Below are 19,109 nucleotides of genomic sequence, written 5' to 3'. Positions count from 1 at the left end.
GTCAGAGACGTATTCTCTGACGGGAGATTTTCTTGAAAACCTCCTTGAAATAAATATTAACCAACATACTTTCATAAGAAATCTGTTGACAGTGTAAGTTTGGAATGATAATATATTGAAGGTTGATAGTTAACTGTCTGTACTTAGGAGGATATGAAAATGTCTTACGATCAAGTAAAACAGGCCAGTAAAACAATCATAGGTATAAAGCAAGCAGTGAAAGCAATGTATGCTGGACAAGTAACAGCTCTTTTTGTCGCAATCGATGCAGACAAATGGGTAACCGATCCGGCCATTCTTCTCGCGAAAGAAATCGGTGTACCAGTTAATTACGTCGATTCAAAGAAAGAACTTGGTAAAGCTTGCGGCATTCATGTTGGAGCTGCAGTTGTTGCGATTACTGCGATGTAGTTTTTGTGTAAAGTACACAAAGACTTTGTTTTTACCCAAAAAATGAACCACCTGGATGTGTGGTATTGAAACAAGGAAAAAATGAAGGGAGGACAAATCGATGCCTACAATTAACCAATTAGTACGTAAGCCTCGTCAATCTAAAAGCACGAAATCAAAATCTCCAGCGTTAAACAAAGGATATAACTCATTTAAAAAATCTTTAACTGACGTTAAGTCTCCTCAAAAACGCGGAGTTTGTACTCGTGTAGGTACAATGACACCACGTAAACCGAACTCGGCTTTACGTAAATACGCTCGTGTACGCTTAACTAACCAACTTGAGGTTACTGCGTATATCCCAGGTGAAGGTCACAACTTACAAGAGCACAGTGTAGTTCTTATCCGTGGCGGACGCGTAAAAGACTTAGCTGGAGTACGTTACCACATCGTTCGTGGTGCACTTGATACAGCTGGTGTTAACGGTCGTTTACAATCTCGTTCTAAATACGGTACTAAACGCCCTAAAGAAAAAAAATAATTTAAGTTTAAATATACAACGATTTGAAAGGAGGAAAACACATGCCTCGTAAAGGTCCTGTTTCCAAACGTGACGTGTTACCAGATCCACTTTATAACTCAAAATTAGTAACTCGTTTAATCAACAAAATGATGATTGATGGTAAAAGAGGTACTTCTCAAAAGATTTTATACGGAGCTTTCGAATTAGTTCAAGAGCGTTCGGGTCAAAATGCTTTAGAAGTATTTGAAGCTGCATTAAACAACGTAATGCCTGTATTAGAAGTACGTGCTCGTCGTGTTGGTGGTTCTAACTACCAAGTACCAGTAGAAGTTCGTCCAGAACGTCGTACAACTTTAGGTTTACGTTATTTAGTAAACTATGCTCGTCTTCGTGGAGAAAAAACGATGGAAGAGCGCTTAGCTAACGAAATCTTAGATGCATCTAACAACACAGGTGCTTCAGTTAAGAAACGTGAAGATATGCACAAAATGGCAGAAGCGAACAAAGCATTCGCTCACTACCGTTGGTAATTTGATCTTTGCTCTAGCATTGCTGGGGCTAAGATTTTTACCATCTATACAGTTAACCCAATATGGAAGGAGAAATTTCCTATGAAACGCGAATTCTCTCTAGAGAATACTCGTAATATTGGGATCATGGCTCACATTGATGCTGGTAAAACAACAACTACTGAGCGTATCCTTTATTACACTGGTAAGATTCACAAAATCGGTGAAACTCATGATGGCGGTTCTCAAATGGACTGGATGGAGCAAGAACAAGAGCGTGGTATCACGATCACTTCTGCTGCAACAACAGCTCAATGGAACGGTCACCGTATTAACATCATCGATACTCCAGGACACGTAGACTTCACTGTTGAAGTTGAACGTTCTTTACGCGTACTTGATGGTGCTGTAACAGTATTAGATGCTCAATCTGGTGTTGAGCCTCAAACTGAAACAGTATGGCGTCAAGCTACAACATACGGAGTTCCTCGTATCGTATTCATCAACAAGATGGATAAAATGGGAGCTGACTTCCTATATTCTGTAGGTACATTACATGAGCGTTTACAAGCTAATGCTCACCCAATCCAATTACCAATCGGTGCTGAAGACGAGTTCCGCGGAATTATCGATTTAATCGAAATGAACGCTACTTTCTACGGTAACGATGAAGGTACAGATGTAACTGTAGGAGAAATCCCTGCAGAATTCATGGATCAAGCTGAAGAGTACCGTGAGAAATTAATCGACGCTGTTGCAAGTGTTGATGAAGAACTTATGGAGAAATACTTAGAAGGCGAAGAAATTACTAAAGAAGAATTAAAAGCAGCAATCCGTAAAGCTACTATCGCGGTAGAATTCTACCCAGTACTTTGTGGTACAGCATTCAAACACAAAGGTGTTCGTAAAATGTTAGATGCTGCTGTTGATTATCTTCCAGCTCCAACAGACGTAGAAGCTATTAAAGGTACGGATGTTGACGGTGAAGAAGAAATCATCCGCCATTCTTCTGATGAAGAGCCATTCTCAGCTCTTGCATTCAAAGTAATGACAGACCCATTCGTAGGTAAGTTAACATTCTTCCGTGTGTACTCAGGTACATTAGAAGCTGGTTCTTACGTACAAAACTCTTCTAAGGGTAAACGTGAGCGTGTAGGACGTATCCTACAAATGCACGCTAACTCTCGTGAAGAGATTGCAAAAGTATACTCTGGTGATATTGCTGCTGCAGTAGGTCTTAAAGATACTACAACAGGTGATACTCTATGTGACGAGAAAAACCTTGTTATCTTAGAGTCAATGGAATTCCCAGAACCAGTTATCTCTCTTTCTGTAGAACCAAAATCTAAAGCTGACCAAGATAAAATGGGTCAAGCTTTACAAAAACTACAAGAAGAAGATCCAACATTCCGTGCACATACTGACACTGAAACAGGTCAAACAATCATCTCTGGTATGGGTGAACTTCACCTTGATATCTTAGTTGACCGTATGAAACGTGAATTTAAAGTTGAAGCTAACGTGGGTGCTCCAATGGTATCTTACCGTGAAACATTCCGTAGCGAAGCTAAAGTTCAAGGTAAATTCTCTCGTCAATCTGGTGGTCGCGGTCAATACGGTGACGTAACGATCGAGTTCTCTCCAAACGAAGAGGGTAAAGGTTTCGAATTCGAAAACGCTATCGTTGGTGGTGTTGTACCTCGTGAATACATCCCTGCAGTAGAAGCGGGTCTACGTGACTCTCTTGACCGCGGTGTTGTTGCTGGTTACCCATTAATCGACATTAAAGCGAAATTAGTATTCGGTTCTTACCATGACGTTGACTCAAGTGAAATGGCGTTCAAAATTGCTGCATCTATGGCTTTAAAAGAAGCAGCTAAAAAATGTAACCCAGTTATCTTAGAGCCAATGATGAAAGTAGAAGTTGTAATTCCAGAAGAGTACCTTGGTGATATTATGGGTAACATTACTGCTCGTCGCGGTCGCGTAGAGGGTATGGAAGCTCGTGGTAACTCTCAAGTAGTACGTGCTATGGTTCCACTATCTGAAATGTTCGGATATGCTACAACTTTACGTTCTGCAACTCAAGGTCGCGGTGTATTCTCAATGACGTTTGATCACTATGAAGAAGTACCAAAATCAATTGCAGAAGATATTATCAAAAAAAATAAAGGTGAATAATTGAAATTTCACCTTGCATCAAGTATAAATAATTTGTAAGCTATGATTGACTGACTATAGATGGGGCCCGTTTATAGTCGGCATCTTAGAATAATTTTAAAAAAATAAAACATATCTCTGAGGAGGCATTTTCTAATGGCTAAAGAAAAATTTGACCGTTCTAAAACGCATGCTAATATTGGTACAATCGGACACGTTGACCATGGTAAAACAACTTTAACTGCTGCTATCGCAACAGTTCTTTCTAAAAAAATGGGTGGTGCAGCTAAATCTTACGCTGACATCGATAACGCTCCAGAAGAAAAAGAGCGCGGTATCACAATCAATACTTCTCACGTAGAGTATGAAACTGAAACTCGCCACTATGCACACGTTGACTGCCCAGGACACGCTGACTATGTTAAAAACATGATCACTGGTGCTGCACAAATGGACGGCGGTATCTTAGTAGTATCTGCTGCTGACGGTCCAATGCCACAAACTCGTGAGCACATCCTTTTATCTCGTCAAGTAGGTGTTCCTTACTTAGTAGTATTCATGAACAAATGTGATATGGTAGACGACGAAGAATTATTAGAATTAGTTGAAATGGAAATCCGTGACTTATTATCTGAGTACGACTTCCCAGGCGACGATATTCCAGTAATCAAAGGTTCTGCTTTAAAAGCTTTAGAAGGCGAAGCAGAATGGGAAGAAAAAATCGTTGAGTTAATGGACGCTGTAGATTCTTACATCCCAACTCCAGAACGTCAAACTGACAAACCATTCATGATGCCAGTAGAGGACGTATTCTCTATCACTGGTCGTGGTACAGTTGCAACTGGCCGTGTTGAACGTGGTCAAGTTAAAGTTGGTGACGTAGTTGAAATCGTAGGTATCGAAGAAGAAGCGAAACAAACTACTGTAACTGGTGTAGAAATGTTCCGTAAATTATTAGACTATGCTGAAGCTGGTGACAACATCGGTGCTTTATTACGTGGTGTTGCTCGTGAAGACATCCAACGTGGTCAAGTATTAGCTAAACCAGGTTCAATCACTCCACACACTAACTTCAAAGCTGAAGTTTATGTTTTATCAAAAGAAGAGGGTGGACGTCACACTCCATTCTTCTCTAACTACCGTCCTCAGTTCTACTTCCGTACAACTGACGTAACTGGTATCTGCATGTTACCAGAAGGCGTAGAAATGGTAATGCCTGGCGACAACATCGAAATGACTGTTGAATTAATCGCTCCAATCGCTTTAGAAGAAGGTACTAAATTCTCTATCCGCGAGGGTGGCCGTACTGTAGGCGCTGGCGTAGTAGCATCTATCCAAAAATAATTTTAGCTTATCGCTAATTTTCAAAAACATCTTGCAGGGACGCTTGCAAGATGTTTTTTTGTGCCCTTTATAACGTAAATGCATAATGTTTATTCAATATATGTATTTCATTTATATATAATGACTCTTGTATAATGAAACGTAAGAACAGGGGATTCTAATTCATTATTAGAAACGTTCATTTAAAAGGGGGATTTAATGGTGACAAATTACGTGCAAGTGGGGAACTTACAAGTAGCAGAAGTGCTATTTCAGTTTATTAATGAGCAAGTATTACCAAACAGTGGAGTAGAGCAAACGGCATTTTGGGACGGCTTCGATAAGCTGGTTCATGAGTTGGCACCTGAAAATAAAGCATTGCTTGCTCAACGTGATGCACTGCAAGAAGAAATTAATGAGTGGCATAAAGGAAATAAGGGGAATTTCCAATTTGCCGAATATAAGACGTTTTTAGAAGAAATCGGTTATGTAGAACCAAAAGCAGAAGACTTCCAAGTGGAAACAGAAAACGTAGATACAGAAATTGCTTATCAGGCAGGTCCGCAATTAGTAGTACCTGTCAGCAATGCACGCTATGCAATTAATGCAGCAAATGCACGTTGGGGAAGTTTCTATGATGCACTATACGGTACAGATGTCATCAATGACGAAGACGGTACTGAAACAGGAAAAGGTTATAATCCGATTCGTGGTAACAAAGTAATCGATTATGCGAAAAAGTTTTTAGATCAAGCGGCTCCTTTAAAAGCAGCTTCACATAAAGATGCAATAACATATAAAATTGCAGAAAGTAAATTAGTAATTACACTCGTAAATGGTGAAACGACGACATTGGCAGAGCCGGAAAAGTTAGTAGGCTACCAAGGAACAACAGAACAGCCGACTGCGATTTTACTGAAAAATAATGATTTACACATTGAAATTCAAATTGACCGAAATCACCCAATTGGAAAAGATGATGCAGCTGGGGTAAAAGATATTTATTTAGAGTCAGCTATTACAACAATTATGGACTGCGAGGACTCGGTAGCAGCAGTAGATGCAGAAGATAAAGTGGAAGTTTATGCGAACTGGTTAGGGCTAATGAAAGGCGACTTAACGGCAACTTTTGCAAAAGGATCGAAAACGGTAACACGTACATTAAATCCTGACCGTGTATATACGGGAGTTAATGGTGATACGGTAACATTAAATGGCCGCTCTTTAATGTTTATTCGCAATGTAGGTCACTTAATGACAAATCCGGCTATTTTAGATCAAGATGGCAGCGAAGTGCCTGAAGGAATTATGGATGGTGTCGTAACGAGCTTAATAGCGAAGCATGAAGTTATTGGCAATGGTTCGTATAAAAATTCGCAAAAAGGCTCTATCTATATTGTAAAACCAAAAATGCACGGCTCAAAGGAAGTAGCGTTTGCAAATAAACTATTTGAGCGTGTAGAAGATTTAATCGGATTGGAACGATTCACGTTAAAGATTGGTGTTATGGATGAAGAACGACGTACATCACTTAACTTAAAAGCATGTATACGTGAAGTGAAGAATCGTATCGTATTTATTAATACAGGATTCCTGGATCGTACAGGGGATGAGATCCATACATCAATGGAAGCGGGACCAATGATTCGCAAAGGAGAAATGAAAACATCAACATGGCTCACATCTTATGAAAAATCCAATGTCATCGTTGGGTTAAATGCAGGCTTGCAAGGCCGTGCACAAATCGGAAAAGGGATGTGGGCAATGCCGGACTTAATGGCGGATATGATTGAGCAAAAAATCAATCATCCAAAAGCAGGGGCAAATACTGCTTGGGTACCATCGCCGACAGCCGCAACATTACATGCAACACATTACCATGAAGTAAATGTAAAAGACGTTCAAAAAGGTATTGTGTCATCGGAAGATTTACAAGATGCGATTTTGGAAATCCCAGTAGCGGCAAATACAGATTGGACACGTGAAGAAATTCAACATGAGCTTGATAATAATGCACAAGGAATCCTAGGATATGTAGTCCGTTGGGTGGAACATGGTGTGGGCTGTTCAAAAGTGCCGGATATTAATAATATCGGCTTAATGGAAGATCGCGCAACGTTGCGTATTTCAAGTCAGCATGTTGCAAACTGGCTGCATCACGGTATTTGTACGAAAGAACAGGTAGAGGAATCATTGAAACGTATGGCAAAAGTTGTAGATGAGCAAAATGCAGACGATCCGGAATATTCACCAATGTCAGCAAACTACGAGGATTCTGTAGCTTTCCAAGCAGCAAGTGAACTGATATTTAAAGGTTATGCTCAACCAAATGGTTACACAGAGCCGATTTTACACAAAAAGCGTATTGAAGCGAAAGCAAAACAAAAAGTAAACGCATAAGGTTTACTAAGCTACTACTATTTCTTCTGAGATAGTAGTCTTTTTTGTTTAAGTATCTGAAATTAATGGAAATTTAATCAATTTAGAGTGAAAATGGTATAATAGTAATAAAATAGTAAGGGCAACAGGAAAGAAGAGAGTTAAATATGCTAAATAAAATTGAATCTTTAGATGCGCTAATTTCCATGATAACGATCGTGAAAGAAGCAATTCCAGCAGACTTATCAATTGCAATATGTGATTTAGAAAAGTTTGTAGCCTATTTCCCTGCGGAAGATTTAGACCTGAAAATACGTGTTGGTCAACAATTAAATCCGGAAGAGCCATTAAAGATGGCATTAAATAAAAAGCGCCGTTTAGAGGCCATTGTACCAGCCGATTATTATGGTTTTGAATTTATGGGTACAGCGACGCCATTATTTGATAAAACAGGTAAAACAGTCGGAGGAATTGCTGTTCAATTGAGAAAGCACTCGGAGTTAATAGAAATTTCCCAAGCAATAATGGGTTCTCTATCAAATGCGAACAAGCAGATTGGCAGTATTGCAGGTGGTTCTACAAAATTGAAAGAATCAGCAGATGAGTTATTAAAACAATCAAAGCAGGCTGAAATGAATGTTCAACAGACTTCCGACATTTTAACGTTGTTGAAACGTATGGCGGACCAAACCAATTTGTTAGGATTAAATGCGGCAATCGAAGCTGCCCGTGCAGGTGAAAAAGGGAAAGGATTTGAAGTCGTAGCGACGGAGATCCGTAGATTTTCGAAAGAAACAGTTGAATCAACACAGAAAATTAGAGAAACGATCGCCCAAATTAGTGAGGCTACACAAAACATTACGAACTCTATTGCCCAAATCTCCACTATTGGAACATCACAAAGCGAATCTATTCAACATGTTTCCGACTTTGTGATTGAAATTCAAACAATGTCTGCGCAGTTAAATGAGTATGCAAATAAATTATAAAATGGTTGCCTAGAGATTCAAATTTTCTAGGCAACTTATTTATTGGGAAACAAATTCACGGGCAAGTTTAATAAATTCCCGCACTGCAAAAGGCAAGTATTTATTTTTCTTCCACGTAACCCCCAGTTCAAGAAAAATGGCTTCTTCCTGAAAAGGGATGCATTTAATCGAAGTGTAAGGAATTTTCTCGGCAAGCTTTTCCGGAAGCAGTGCAATCCCCAATTTTGCCTGAACCATTTCGATAAATAAATCTTTCTGAGTCGTTTCACAGGCAATCGTAGGGAAAAACCCGTGTTTGGAACACTCCTCGATAATGCGATCATATAAAATAAAGTCTTTCCGATAAATAATAAAAGTTTCACTCGCTAAGTCACTTAGCTGGATCGACTCCTTCTTTGCCAAAGGATGGCTTTCATGTACGATTAACACTAAAGGGTCTTTTAAAAATCGTATTGTTTCCAAAGATTCATTCGAGGAAGTTACACTGCATACTAAACCAACATCCAGTTCGCCTGCTTCAATTTCGTGGCGTATACGCTTCGTTCCGACTTCCGTTAATAAAATTTCGATATATGGATTAAGCTCTTTATAATAGCTGATTAGTTTCGAAAAAAACTCTGCCCCAACGATTGGTGGAATCCCGATACGGATTTGTCCTTTTTTTAATTGCATTAAGTCCGTTAACTCGGAACGTAAATTTTGAAATGATTCAAGTACTTGCATTGAATTCACAAGAACGGCATGACCGGCATCTGTTAGTTCAAGCTGTTTGGATGACCGGTAAAATAACGGGACACCCAGTTCCGATTCAAAGTTTTGAATTGCTTTACTAATTGATGGCTGTGACACATGCAAAGTAGCTGCCGCTTTCGTAAAACTTAAATGCTTTGCCACTTCAACAAAGTATTCGATTTGGCGTAAATCCATTTTTCTTTCCCCACCTCTTCTCTAATTCCTGTAATTGAATTGATTATAGCAAAGTTTGGAAGTGTTGGACTGTTAGTTTTTTGTATAATGGGAGTATATAGAAGGAGTGATGTTCTTTGAAGGTGTTATTAATAGAAGATGATGTCTCCATTTTTGAACTGATAGGCGAACGATTAGCACAGTGGAATATACAAGTAATCGGACCAGAAGACTTTCAACATATAATGGTGACGTTTAAAGAAGAAGAACCTCAGCTTGTTATTATCGATATTCAGCTGCCTGCATTTGATGGCTTCCATTGGTGTCGTGAAATAAGGGCAATATCGAATGTCCCTATTTTATTTCTTTCCTCACGCGATCACCCGATGGATATGATCATGGCGATGCAAATGGGAGCAGATGACTTTGTGCAAAAACCTTTCCATACGGAAGTATTAATCGCAAAAGTACAAGCATTGCTCCGACGCGCTTATAATTATCAGGAAGCACAGCAAAGTAATATTGAAAAATGGAATGGAGCTGAAATTCATTATGACCGCGCGATTGTTCATTTTAAAGACCAGCAGATAGAGTTAACGAAAAACGAGCTGTTTATTTTAAAGGTGCTCGTAAAGGCGAAAGGGCAGATCGTTTCCCGTGATGAACTAATGCGTAAATTATGGGATGATGAACGCTTCGTAAATGACAACACATTAACGGTCAATGTAAATCGTTTACGCCAACGGTTAGAGGATATTGGTCTTATCAATGTGATTATGACGAAAAAAGGCCTTGGCTATTTGGCGGTGGATGCATGATCCGCTTGTTTATAAGACAATATATTTCTATGATGCTGTTTGTCATCATTCTTCAACTGCTATTGAATTTAATACTATTTCTAGATAAAGGTTTCCACGATGTTTCGCTACTCTATTTAAACATCATTTGGTTTACACTCGTTGCCGGTTATTTCAGTTTACGTTATGTGAAAGACAGGAAATTGATGAAGCCGTATGTGAAGTTTAAAGGAAACTATTTTGATCTTATTCATGAAGATTATAAAGAGCAGTTGGCTAATAAGAATGCAAAAGTACAGGAACAGAAGCAAATTGTATTAGAACGGCAGGACGAGCTTTTAGCATGGGTACATGAAATGAAGTCCCCATTAACCGCAATGCAGCTGTTGCTGGAAAAAGTAGAGAAAAGCGAAGTAAAGGAACGCATTGAAAATGAATGGCTGCGTCTTTATTTACTATTAGACCAGCAGCTTCATGCAACACGTCTTATGACGATCGAGCTTGATAACCGAATTGAAAAAGTACACGTAAAAGATGTACTTATTCAAGAAATTAAAGCACTGCGCACCTGGTGTTTTGAAAAGAAAATCGCTTTCGACCTGGAAGTGGACGATCTGACTGTACACTCAGATACAAAGTGGCTAGGTTTTATCGTACGGCAAATTTTATCGAATGCGGTAAAGTATAGTGATGTCGGGGGAGAAGTTAGAATAACCGCTCATATGACGAACGAGCAAGCTGTTCTCATCATTCAAGATGAGGGAATCGGTATAAAGAGTGAAGATTTGCCTCGTGTATTCCGCAAATCCTATACTGGAACAATTGGCCGTGAAACGAGTGCTGCAACAGGAATGGGGCTGTACCTCGCTAAACAGGCGGCAGAATCACTGCATATTCTTCTGGCAATCGAATCAACAGAAGGGATAGGTACTACTGTGAAAATTACTTTCCCAAAAATGAATGATTACCAAAAAACGCTTGGAATGTGACGAACTTGTCACTTACCGAGCTTTTTTGTCATGTAAATCAAACGATTCACATGACCGGAACATGTAGAATGAAAATAACAAGAAAGGATGGAGAACAATGAGCATTTTAATCGCACGTAAAGTTCGAAAAACATATGGTAAGCGATCGCTTGCGCAAGAAGTATTAAAGGGCATTGATTTAGAAGTGGAAAAGGGTGAATTTGTCGGCATTATGGGTGCTTCAGGTTCGGGAAAAACTACGTTATTAAATGTACTTTGTTCCATAGATCAAGTGACAGACGGATTTGTCGAGATCAATGGGCAAAAGCTTCAAGGGATGAAGGAACGTACATTAGCAAAATTCCGCCGGGATGAGCTAGGTTTTATTTTTCAGGACTATAATTTACTCGACACTTTGACGGTGAAGGAAAATATTCTACTGCCGTTATCGCTAAGTTCAATTCCAAAGGCAGCGGCAGAGCAACGTTTAAAGGAGCTTGTATCGATTTTAGGGATAGCAGATATTTTATCGAAATACCCGAATGAAATTTCCGGTGGTCAAAAGCAGCGTACTTCCGCAGCAAGAGCATTAATATCGAATCCATCCCTTGTGTTTGCAGATGAACCAACAGGGGCACTTGATTCAAAAGCGGCCACTGCACTGCTCGATAATTTAGCAAAAATTAATAAAGCAAAAAATGCAACGATCATGATGGTTACCCATGATGCCATTGCAGCCAGCTTTTGTTCCCGTGTACTGTTTTTAAAAGACGGCCAAATTTATACGGAACTGTATAAGGGCGATAAATCACGCAAAGAGTTTTTCCAGCAAATTTTGAATACGCAAAGTGTTTTAGGCGGTGAGCAGAGTGAAGCTTAGTCGGCTTGTATTTAAAAGCATGCTAAAAAATATGCGTCACTATTACTTATACTTTTTCGCACTCATTTTCAGTGTGACGCTATTTTTCTCATTTGTGACATTGCAGTACAATGAATCGATCATTGAAGCGACGAAAGCGAGCGGAACGGCAGCTTCCGGATTTGAAGCGGCATCGTATATGCTGTATTTTATCGTCCTGTTCTTTGTGTTGTATGCCAATCACTTATTTATTAAACGTCGCAGCAAGGAAATTGGGTTGTATCAATTGGTCGGCATGACAAAAGGGCTTGTGACACGCCTGATTGCCTTTGAAAATATCCTGCTATTTATAGGTGCGGTAAGCATCGGAATTTTACTTGGTTTTTTAAGTTCACGTTTGTTTGCGATGATTTTACTGAAGCTACTAAAATTTGATGCGGTCGTAACATTAAGTATCAGCAAAGTAGCGGTTGTGAATACGTTAAGTGTATTTGGTATTTTGCTCGCAGTTCTTTTAGCACAAATGGCATTTATGGTACACAGAACTACATTACTCTCGTTATTTAACGCTTCCAAGCAAGCGGACGAGCGTGTGAAACGCTTTAGTGTATTCCCTATGGTGATGGGGGCTATCGGATTAGCGTTGATTATTTATGGCTACTATAAAAGTACGTTATTATTCTCAGGGCAAACAACAAATCTATTTTTAAGCATGGTTATTATTTTAGCGACGACAATTGGCGGGACTTACTTTGTTTTCCGCTATTCGGTTGCATTCATATTAAATATGTTCCGCCTAAGAAAGAAAGGGCATTTAAATCTGAACGATGTTTTGGCGCTGACACCAATTATGCACCGAATGAAGGGCAATGCTAAATCACTGACGCTCATTACTGTCATTACAGCGGTATCGCTTGCAATTACGACACTTTCCTATATTAGTTACTATTCGGCAGGCAGTACAGCAGAAAATTCTGTACCAGCAGACTATATAATGGTAGATGGACGTGGAGAGTCTTTCATTGAAGCGTTGAAGAGAGAAGGAATCGCATTTGAGGAAAATAAGTTTAGGTTAACGAGCGCCCAATTTGATATGGCGGAAATTTTTTCTGGTGAAATAGTAGAAATGCTTCAAGGCGATACGTTAGCGGATGTCCTAATGATTCCGCTTTCGGACTATCATCAGCTCGATCCTGATGTCATGCTTTCAGAGGGTGAGGCAATTATTGCAGGCTATAACGGGTTCCAGGCAAATATATTGCCGCTAGAAGCACCACACGACTTTATATTCCTGCATCAAGAGCACCAGTTTCCGCTAAAAGTTAAGGAAGTGAACGATACTTCGATTGTGGCATGGCGTATTACAGGAGGCGGTTTTGTAGTTATCGTTGAAGATACTCTGTTTAACCAGATCCAGCAATTAAACAACGAGCATGAAATTGGCTATCTAACAAAAGAGCAAACATCCATTAACCTGATTGATGCGAATGATGAAACATATGAAGCTGCTGAAAAGCTCTACAAACAAACAGGTGCCAACATAGTATTTGAAGATGATGAAATAGACCGTGGGGTAAATAAATTAAGCTCACTGCGATCAACGGTTGAATATAATTTAAATCTATATGGAACGACAATTTTTACAACCGCGTTTTTAGGTTTAGCCTTTTTACTGGCAACGGGCAGTATATTATACTTTAAACAAATGTCTGAAGCGGATGAAGAAATGGAATCCTATAAGATTCTCCGAAAGATTGGCTATACAGAAGAGGAATTAACGCGCGGTATAATGAAGAAGCAGTTATTTAACTTTGGTGTACCATTACTTATCGGATTACTCCACAGCTACTTTGCTGTAAAATCCGGCTGGTTTTTATTCGGCACAGAATTGACTACGCCTCTTCTTGTTACAATGGCTTTATATATTGTCATGTACATCGTGTTTGCAGCATTAACAATCAATTATTACAGAAAAATTATAAAACAGGCTTTATAATACTTCAAACCGTCAATTTTCTCTTATTTGACGGTTTTATTTTATCTTTATCCGTTGACTCGCGTTCGTTTTTCTTGTAACTTTAACACATTAGTAATTTAGCAGACGAAAGTGAAGTGTACAACATGAATGCTGTTTTAATAGCGGTAGGGGTTATGCTTATTTTAAGCCTACTACGTATAAATGTCGTTTTATCTCTGACGGTCGGGGCGATTATTGGTGGCCTTGCCGGCGGATTAAATATAACAGAAACAATCAAGGCCTTTGTCGACGGTCTTGGCGGTGGTGCAACAATTGCGCTAAGCTATGCACTGCTTGGTGGATTTGCACTTGCAATCTCACGTACCGGTATACCTGAAGTATTAGTGAAAGCAATTTTAAAAATTGTACAGAATGAAGGCGATACTCAAAAAAAAGGTGCTGCCAAAGCATTAATATTCTTAGTGCTGCTGGCAATGGCGATTATGTCGCAAAACCTGATTCCGGTGCATATTGCATTTATTCCATTAATCGTACCGCCGATGATTAAAATTATGAACATGCTGCAAATTGACCGCCGTTTAATCGCATGTATTCTAACATTCGGGTTAGTAATGCCGTATATGTTCATTCCTGCAGGGTTTGGTTTGATCTATCAGGGGATTATAGTCGATCAAATGGCCTTAGCGGGGTTAGACGTTGCTTTGGGAGATGTTCCAAAGGCGATGGCTATAGTAGCGTTAGGGATGGCTGTAGGGCTTGTAGGTGCCTTCGTTGCCTATCGTAAACCAAGACAATACGAAAACGTTGAACTGGAAACAACGAATGACTTAAATAAAGAAGTAAATAAACTGCACATCATATTCGCTGCAGTAGCACTAGTTACTTCTATAGCAGTACAAGTAATGACGGATTCAATGATTGTCGGATCAATTGCCGGTATTATAATTTTGTATATAACAGGGACGCTAAAAGTAAAAGAAGCAGATGCAGTCCTATCGGATGGAATGCGGATGATGGCGTTTGTCGGTTTCGTTATGATTTCAGCAAACGGGTTCTCTGCTGTCATTAATGCGACAGGAGATGTGGAGTTATTAGTATCCGGTGCAATGGATATTTTTAACGGGAATGTAAGTATTGCAGTTTTAATTATGTTAATTGTCGGTTTAATCGTCACAATGGGAATTGGTTCTTCATTTGCAACAATTCCAATCATTGCAGCAATCTTTGTTCCAATTGCAATGGAACTGGGACTAAGCGAATTAGCGATCATCTGTTTAATCGGAACAGCGGGTGTACTTGGTGATGCTGGCTCACCGGCATCCGATTCTACATTAGGACCGACAGCAGGATTAAATGTCGACGGACAGCACAACCATATTTGGGATACATGTGTACCGACATTTCTCTTCTATAATATTCCACAGATTATTTTCGGCTGGATTGCAGTCGTTTTCTTCCTATAATACAGTCGTCGCTTTCAGCAAAGAGAAAGCGACGATTTTTTCATTTTCTGTAGCAATTATTTTCAGAATAATATATTTAAAGCATATTACTCCCTTTTCAGTTGCTTTCACCGTCATAAACTTATATACTAGAAAACGGCTCAAAAAGAGCGAACCTATTTATAAAGAATAAAACATTATGAAAAGAATTTTGCTAAAAGACTTGCGAACTTCTTTTTTATTGTATATAATGTTGAATGTTGGTCTTTGACTGCGATGAAGCGAGAGGTTGCCGACACACCCGGCCGCTTTGCCATGGCGGTGTGTAGGAGAAATTTTCGTGGAGAATGTCTAGAAAATAGGCGAGAAGGAGGGAAAGTAATGGCAAAACAAAAAATTCGTATTCGTTTAAAAGCATATGATCACCGTATCCTTGATCAATCTGCTGAGAAAATCGTTGAAACTGCGAAACGTTCAGGTGCTGGAGTATCGGGTCCGATCCCACTACCAACTGAAAGATCTGTATACACGATCTTACGTGCGGTTCATAAGTACAAAGATTCTCGTGAGCAATTTGAAATGCGCACACATAAACGTCTTATCGACATCGTTAACCCGACACCACAAACTGTTGATGCGTTAATGAAGCTTGATTTACCATCTGGCGTTGATATCGAAATCAAACTTTAATGGTAAAAACAAATATAAACTTTTTTCTAAAATTTACAGGAGGTGTGACAAATGACTAAAGGAATCTTAGGTAGAAAAATTGGTATGACTCAAGTTTTCGCTGAAAACGGAGATCTTATCCCAGTAACAGTAATCGAAGCTACTCCAAACGTAGTTTTACAAAAGAAATCTGTTGAAACTGATGGCTACGAAGCGATCCAATTAGGTTTTGAAGATAAGCGCGTTAAGCTTTCAAACAAACCTGAACAAGGTCACGTAGCAAAAGCAAATACTGCTCCTAAGCGCTTCATCCGTGAGTTCCGCAACTTAGAAGCTGCGACTTACGAAGTTGGTCAAGAAGTCAAGGTTGAAATTTTCGCTGAAGGCGATGTAATCGATGTAACAGGTGTAACAAAAGGTAAAGGTTTCCAAGGTGTTATTAAACGTCATGGTCAATCTCGCGGCCCTATGTCTCACGGTTCTCGTTACCACCGTCGTCCTGGTTCAATGGGTCCAGTTGCTCCGAACCGCGTATTCAAACAAAAGAAATTACCTGGTCAAATGGGTGGCACAGTTGTTACTATTCAAAACCTTGAAATCGTTAAGGTTGATGTAGAGCGCAACTTACTACTTGTTAAAGGTAATGTTCCTGGTTCTAAAAAAGCATTAGTAACAGTTAAAACTGCTATTAAATCAAAATAATTCTCTTAAAGAAAGGAGGAAACAGGAATGACAAAGGTTTCAGTACTTAGTCAAACAGGTGCTTCAGTTGGTGAAATCGAATTAAACGATGCGATTTTCGGAATCGAGCCAAACGAAGCTGTATTATTCGACGCTGTAGTTGCACAACGTGCTTCTTTACGTCAAGGTAATCACAAAGTTAAAAACCGTTCTGCAGTTGCTGGTGGTGGTCGTAAGCCATGGCGTCAAAAAGGAACTGGTCGTGCTCGTCAAGGTTCGATCCGCTCTCCACAATGGCGTGGCGGTGGTGTTGTATTCGGTCCTACTCCACGTAGCTACTCTTACAAACTACCTAAGAAAGTTCGTCGCTTAGCGATTAAGTCTGCTTTATCTGCAAAAGTATTAGAGCAAAACTTAGTAGTACTTGATGCATTATCATTTGATGCACCAAAAACAAAAGATTTCAAATCAGTATTAGCTGCTTTAGAAATCAGCAAAAAAGCATTATTCGTAACTGCTGAAGTTAACGAAAACGCTATTTTATCTGCTCGTAACATCCCTGGTGTTACAGTGTTAACAGCTGAAGGAATCAACGTATTAGATCTATTAGGTCACGATAAAGTTGTATTCACTCAAGATGCTGTAAAAAAAGTTGAGGAGGTGCTTGGATAATGGAAGCACGTGATATCTTAAAACGTCCGGTCATTACTGAGCGTTCTTCAGAAATTATGGCAGAGAAAAAGTATACTTTCGAAGTAGACACTCGCGCTAACAAAACTCAAGTTAAAGACGCTGTTGAAGAAATCTTCGGTGTTAAAGTTGAGAAAGTAAACGTAATGAACTACAAAGGTAAGTTCAAACGCGTTGGTAAATTCGGTGGATACACTAACAAACGTCGTAAAGCGATTGTTAAATTAACTGCTGATTCAAAAGAAATCGAGTTATTCGAAATCTAATTTCAAATTTATATAAGTAACCTTAAAGAAGGAGGGAATACAAATGGCGATTAAAAAGTATAAGCCAACCTCAAATGGTCGTCGTAACATGACGTCTTCTGACTTTGCTGAAATCACTACTAATAAACCTGAAAAGTCTTTATTAGAACCGACTAAACGCAAAGCTGGTCGTAACAACCAGGGTAAAATTACTGTTCGTCATCACGGTGGCGGTCACAAGAAACAATACCGTGTTATCGATTTTAAACGTCTTAAAGACGGCATTCCAGGACGCGTTGCTACAATCGAGTACGATCCAAACCGTTCTGCGAACATCGCTTTAATTAACTATGCTGACGGTGAAAAACGTTACATCTTAGCTCCGAAAGGTCTTGAAGTAGGTCAAACTATTTATTCAGGTCCAGAAGCGGATATCAAAGTAGGTAACGCATTACCATTAGCAAACATTCCAATGGGTACTACAATCCATAACATCGAAATGAAACCTGGTAAAGGTGGACAATTAGTACGTTCTGCTGGTACTTCTGCGCAAGTATTAGGTCGTGAAGGCAAGTACGTAATCGTTCGCTTACAATCTGGTGAAGTACGTTTAATCCTTGCTACTTGCCGTGCAACAATCGGTCAAGTTGGTAACGAACAACACGAACTTATCAACATCGGTAAAGCAGGTCGTTCTCGTTGGTTAGGTAAACGCCCAACAGTACGTGGTTCTGTAATGAACCCTAACGATCACCCACACGGTGGTGGTGAAGGACGTTCTCCAATCGGACGTAAATCTCCAATGACACCATGGGGCAAACCAGCTCTTGGTTACAAAACTCGTAGCAAGAAAAATAAATCATCTAAATTTATTATTCGTGGACGTAAAAAATAATGTGGTAAAACTACGGTTCAGTTCGAGAGCCGTGGTCGTATCACGGAGGGAGGTTCCTAAATGGGTCGCAGCTTAAAGAAAGGACCTTTTGTTGATGACCACCTAATGAAAAAGGTGGAAGCACAAGAGGCTTCTGAGAAAAAACAGGTTATCAAAACTTGGTCTCGCCGTTCTACTATCTTCCCAAACTTCATCGGTTTAACAATCGCTGTATATGATGGACGTAAACACGTTCCTGTATACGTAACTGAAGATATGGTAGGTCATAAACTTGGTGAGTTCGCACCAACTCGTACTTATAAAGGTCACGGTGCAGATGACAAGAAAACAAGACGCTAATTTTGAGAGGAGGTAAATCCTAATGACACAAGCTAAAGCTATCGCTCGTACAGTTCGTATCGCTCCTCGTAAAGTTCGTCTAGTAGTAGACTTAATCCGAGGCAAGCAAATTGGTGAAGCAGTTGCAATTTTACGTCATACTCCAAAAGCGGCGTCTCCAGTCGTTGAGAAAGTATTAAAATCTGCAGTTGCTAACGCTGAACATAACTATGAGTTAGATGTTAATAACTTAGTTGTATCTGAAATCTTTGTTGATGAAGGTCCAACATTAAAACGTTTCCGTCCACGTGCACAAGGTCGTGCGTCGGCAATCAACAAACGTACTAGCCACATTACAATCGTGGTATCTGAGAAGAAGGAGGTTTAA

Annotated in this window: 20 protein-coding genes; 19 read left to right on the top strand and 1 reads right to left on the bottom strand. The window is 39.5% G+C overall.

What is annotated here, in order from left to right; all coding sequences use genetic code 11:
• Positions 1 to 159: 159 nt before the first annotated feature.
• The 7 genes from CBM15_RS13080 (at position 160) to CBM15_RS19620 (ending at position 8,273) form a co-directional block, all read left to right on the top strand.
• Positions 160 to 411 (top strand): ribosomal L7Ae/L30e/S12e/Gadd45 family protein, encoded by a 252-nt coding sequence (locus CBM15_RS13080; protein WP_008406985.1) that lies wholly within the window; start codon positions 160 to 162, stop codon positions 409 to 411.
• Between the two features lie 100 nt (positions 412 to 511).
• Positions 512 to 931, top strand: a complete 420-nt coding sequence (gene rpsL, locus CBM15_RS13075; protein WP_008406983.1) for a 30S ribosomal protein S12 — start codon at positions 512 to 514, stop codon at positions 929 to 931.
• A 41-nt stretch (positions 932 to 972) separates the two neighbouring features.
• Entirely contained in the window at positions 973 to 1,443 is a 471-nt protein-coding gene (gene rpsG, locus CBM15_RS13070) for a 30S ribosomal protein S7 (protein WP_008406982.1), read from the top strand.
• A gap of 81 nt (positions 1,444 to 1,524) precedes the next feature.
• Entirely contained in the window at positions 1,525 to 3,603 is a 2,079-nt protein-coding gene (gene fusA, locus CBM15_RS13065; RefSeq protein WP_087617862.1) for an elongation factor G, read from the top strand.
• A 135-nt stretch (positions 3,604 to 3,738) separates the two neighbouring features.
• On the top strand, positions 3,739 to 4,926 hold the full coding sequence (tuf, locus tag CBM15_RS13060; protein WP_008406980.1) for an elongation factor Tu: 1,188 nt from the start codon (positions 3,739 to 3,741) through the stop codon (positions 4,924 to 4,926).
• A 198-nt stretch (positions 4,927 to 5,124) separates the two neighbouring features.
• Positions 5,125 to 7,305 (top strand): malate synthase G, encoded by a 2,181-nt coding sequence (locus CBM15_RS13055; protein ID WP_239534845.1) that lies wholly within the window; start codon positions 5,125 to 5,127, stop codon positions 7,303 to 7,305.
• A gap of 146 nt (positions 7,306 to 7,451) precedes the next feature.
• Positions 7,452 to 8,273 carry a methyl-accepting chemotaxis protein gene (locus CBM15_RS19620; protein ID WP_087617861.1) on the top strand — a complete coding sequence of 274 codons (822 nt, stop codon included), beginning with the start codon at positions 7,452 to 7,454 and terminating at the stop codon, positions 8,271 to 8,273.
• A gap of 39 nt (positions 8,274 to 8,312) precedes the next feature.
• Here the strand turns inward: CBM15_RS19620 and CBM15_RS13045 are convergent, their stop codons facing one another.
• Positions 8,313 to 9,200 (bottom strand): LysR family transcriptional regulator, encoded by an 888-nt coding sequence (locus CBM15_RS13045; protein WP_087617860.1) that lies wholly within the window; start codon positions 9,198 to 9,200, stop codon positions 8,313 to 8,315.
• Positions 9,201 to 9,316: 116 nt separating this feature from the next.
• Between CBM15_RS13045 and CBM15_RS13040 the strand changes: the two genes are divergently transcribed.
• The 12 genes from CBM15_RS13040 to rplV all read left to right on the top strand — a co-directional run bounded on the left by CBM15_RS13040 (position 9,317) and on the right by rplV (position 19,109).
• Positions 9,317 to 9,997 (top strand): response regulator transcription factor, encoded by a 681-nt coding sequence (locus CBM15_RS13040; RefSeq protein ID WP_087617859.1) that lies wholly within the window; start codon positions 9,317 to 9,319, stop codon positions 9,995 to 9,997.
• On the top strand, positions 9,994 to 10,965 hold the full coding sequence (locus CBM15_RS13035; protein WP_087617858.1) for a sensor histidine kinase: 972 nt from the start codon (positions 9,994 to 9,996) through the stop codon (positions 10,963 to 10,965). Before CBM15_RS13040 ends, CBM15_RS13035 begins: the two co-directional genes overlap by 4 nt.
• Before the next feature lie 97 nt (positions 10,966 to 11,062).
• Positions 11,063 to 11,824 carry an ABC transporter ATP-binding protein gene (locus CBM15_RS13030; RefSeq protein ID WP_087617857.1) on the top strand — a complete coding sequence of 254 codons (762 nt, stop codon included), beginning with the start codon at positions 11,063 to 11,065 and terminating at the stop codon, positions 11,822 to 11,824.
• Positions 11,814 to 13,799, top strand: a complete 1,986-nt coding sequence (locus CBM15_RS13025) for an FtsX-like permease family protein (RefSeq protein ID WP_087617856.1) — start codon at positions 11,814 to 11,816, stop codon at positions 13,797 to 13,799. Before CBM15_RS13030 ends, CBM15_RS13025 begins: the two co-directional genes overlap by 11 nt.
• Before the next feature lie 125 nt (positions 13,800 to 13,924).
• Positions 13,925 to 15,244 (top strand): Na+/H+ antiporter family protein, encoded by a 1,320-nt coding sequence (locus CBM15_RS13020; protein ID WP_008406971.1) that lies wholly within the window; start codon positions 13,925 to 13,927, stop codon positions 15,242 to 15,244.
• Positions 15,245 to 15,604: 360 nt separating this feature from the next.
• Positions 15,605 to 15,913: a 30S ribosomal protein S10 gene (gene rpsJ, locus CBM15_RS13015; RefSeq protein WP_008406970.1), complete on the top strand. Its 309-nt coding sequence runs from the start codon at positions 15,605 to 15,607 to the stop codon at positions 15,911 to 15,913.
• A 51-nt stretch (positions 15,914 to 15,964) separates the two neighbouring features.
• The gene (gene rplC, locus CBM15_RS13010; RefSeq protein WP_008406969.1) at positions 15,965 to 16,594 is read left to right on the top strand and encodes a 50S ribosomal protein L3; all 630 of its coding nucleotides are present in this window, start codon (positions 15,965 to 15,967) and stop codon (positions 16,592 to 16,594) included.
• Between the two features lie 27 nt (positions 16,595 to 16,621).
• Entirely contained in the window at positions 16,622 to 17,245 is a 624-nt protein-coding gene (rplD, locus tag CBM15_RS13005) for a 50S ribosomal protein L4 (protein WP_008406968.1), read from the top strand.
• Entirely contained in the window at positions 17,245 to 17,529 is a 285-nt protein-coding gene (gene rplW / locus CBM15_RS13000; protein WP_008406966.1) for a 50S ribosomal protein L23, read from the top strand. The genes rplD and rplW overlap by 1 nt, the downstream gene beginning before the upstream one ends.
• A 43-nt stretch (positions 17,530 to 17,572) precedes the next feature.
• Positions 17,573 to 18,403 (top strand): 50S ribosomal protein L2, encoded by an 831-nt coding sequence (rplB, locus tag CBM15_RS12995; protein ID WP_008406964.1) that lies wholly within the window; start codon positions 17,573 to 17,575, stop codon positions 18,401 to 18,403.
• Between the two features lie 60 nt (positions 18,404 to 18,463).
• The gene (rpsS, locus tag CBM15_RS12990) at positions 18,464 to 18,742 is read left to right on the top strand and encodes a 30S ribosomal protein S19 (RefSeq protein ID WP_004233637.1); all 279 of its coding nucleotides are present in this window, start codon (positions 18,464 to 18,466) and stop codon (positions 18,740 to 18,742) included.
• A 22-nt stretch (positions 18,743 to 18,764) separates the two neighbouring features.
• On the top strand, positions 18,765 to 19,109 hold the full coding sequence (gene rplV / locus CBM15_RS12985; RefSeq protein ID WP_008406963.1) for a 50S ribosomal protein L22: 345 nt from the start codon (positions 18,765 to 18,767) through the stop codon (positions 19,107 to 19,109).

Origin of the sequence: Solibacillus kalamii (genome assembly GCF_002174535.1) — a bacterium.
Classification (GTDB): domain Bacteria; phylum Bacillota; class Bacilli; order Bacillales_A; family Planococcaceae; genus Solibacillus; species Solibacillus silvestris.
The sequence above is the reverse complement of the archived record's forward strand: the minus strand, read 5'-3'. Positions and strand labels throughout refer to the sequence as shown.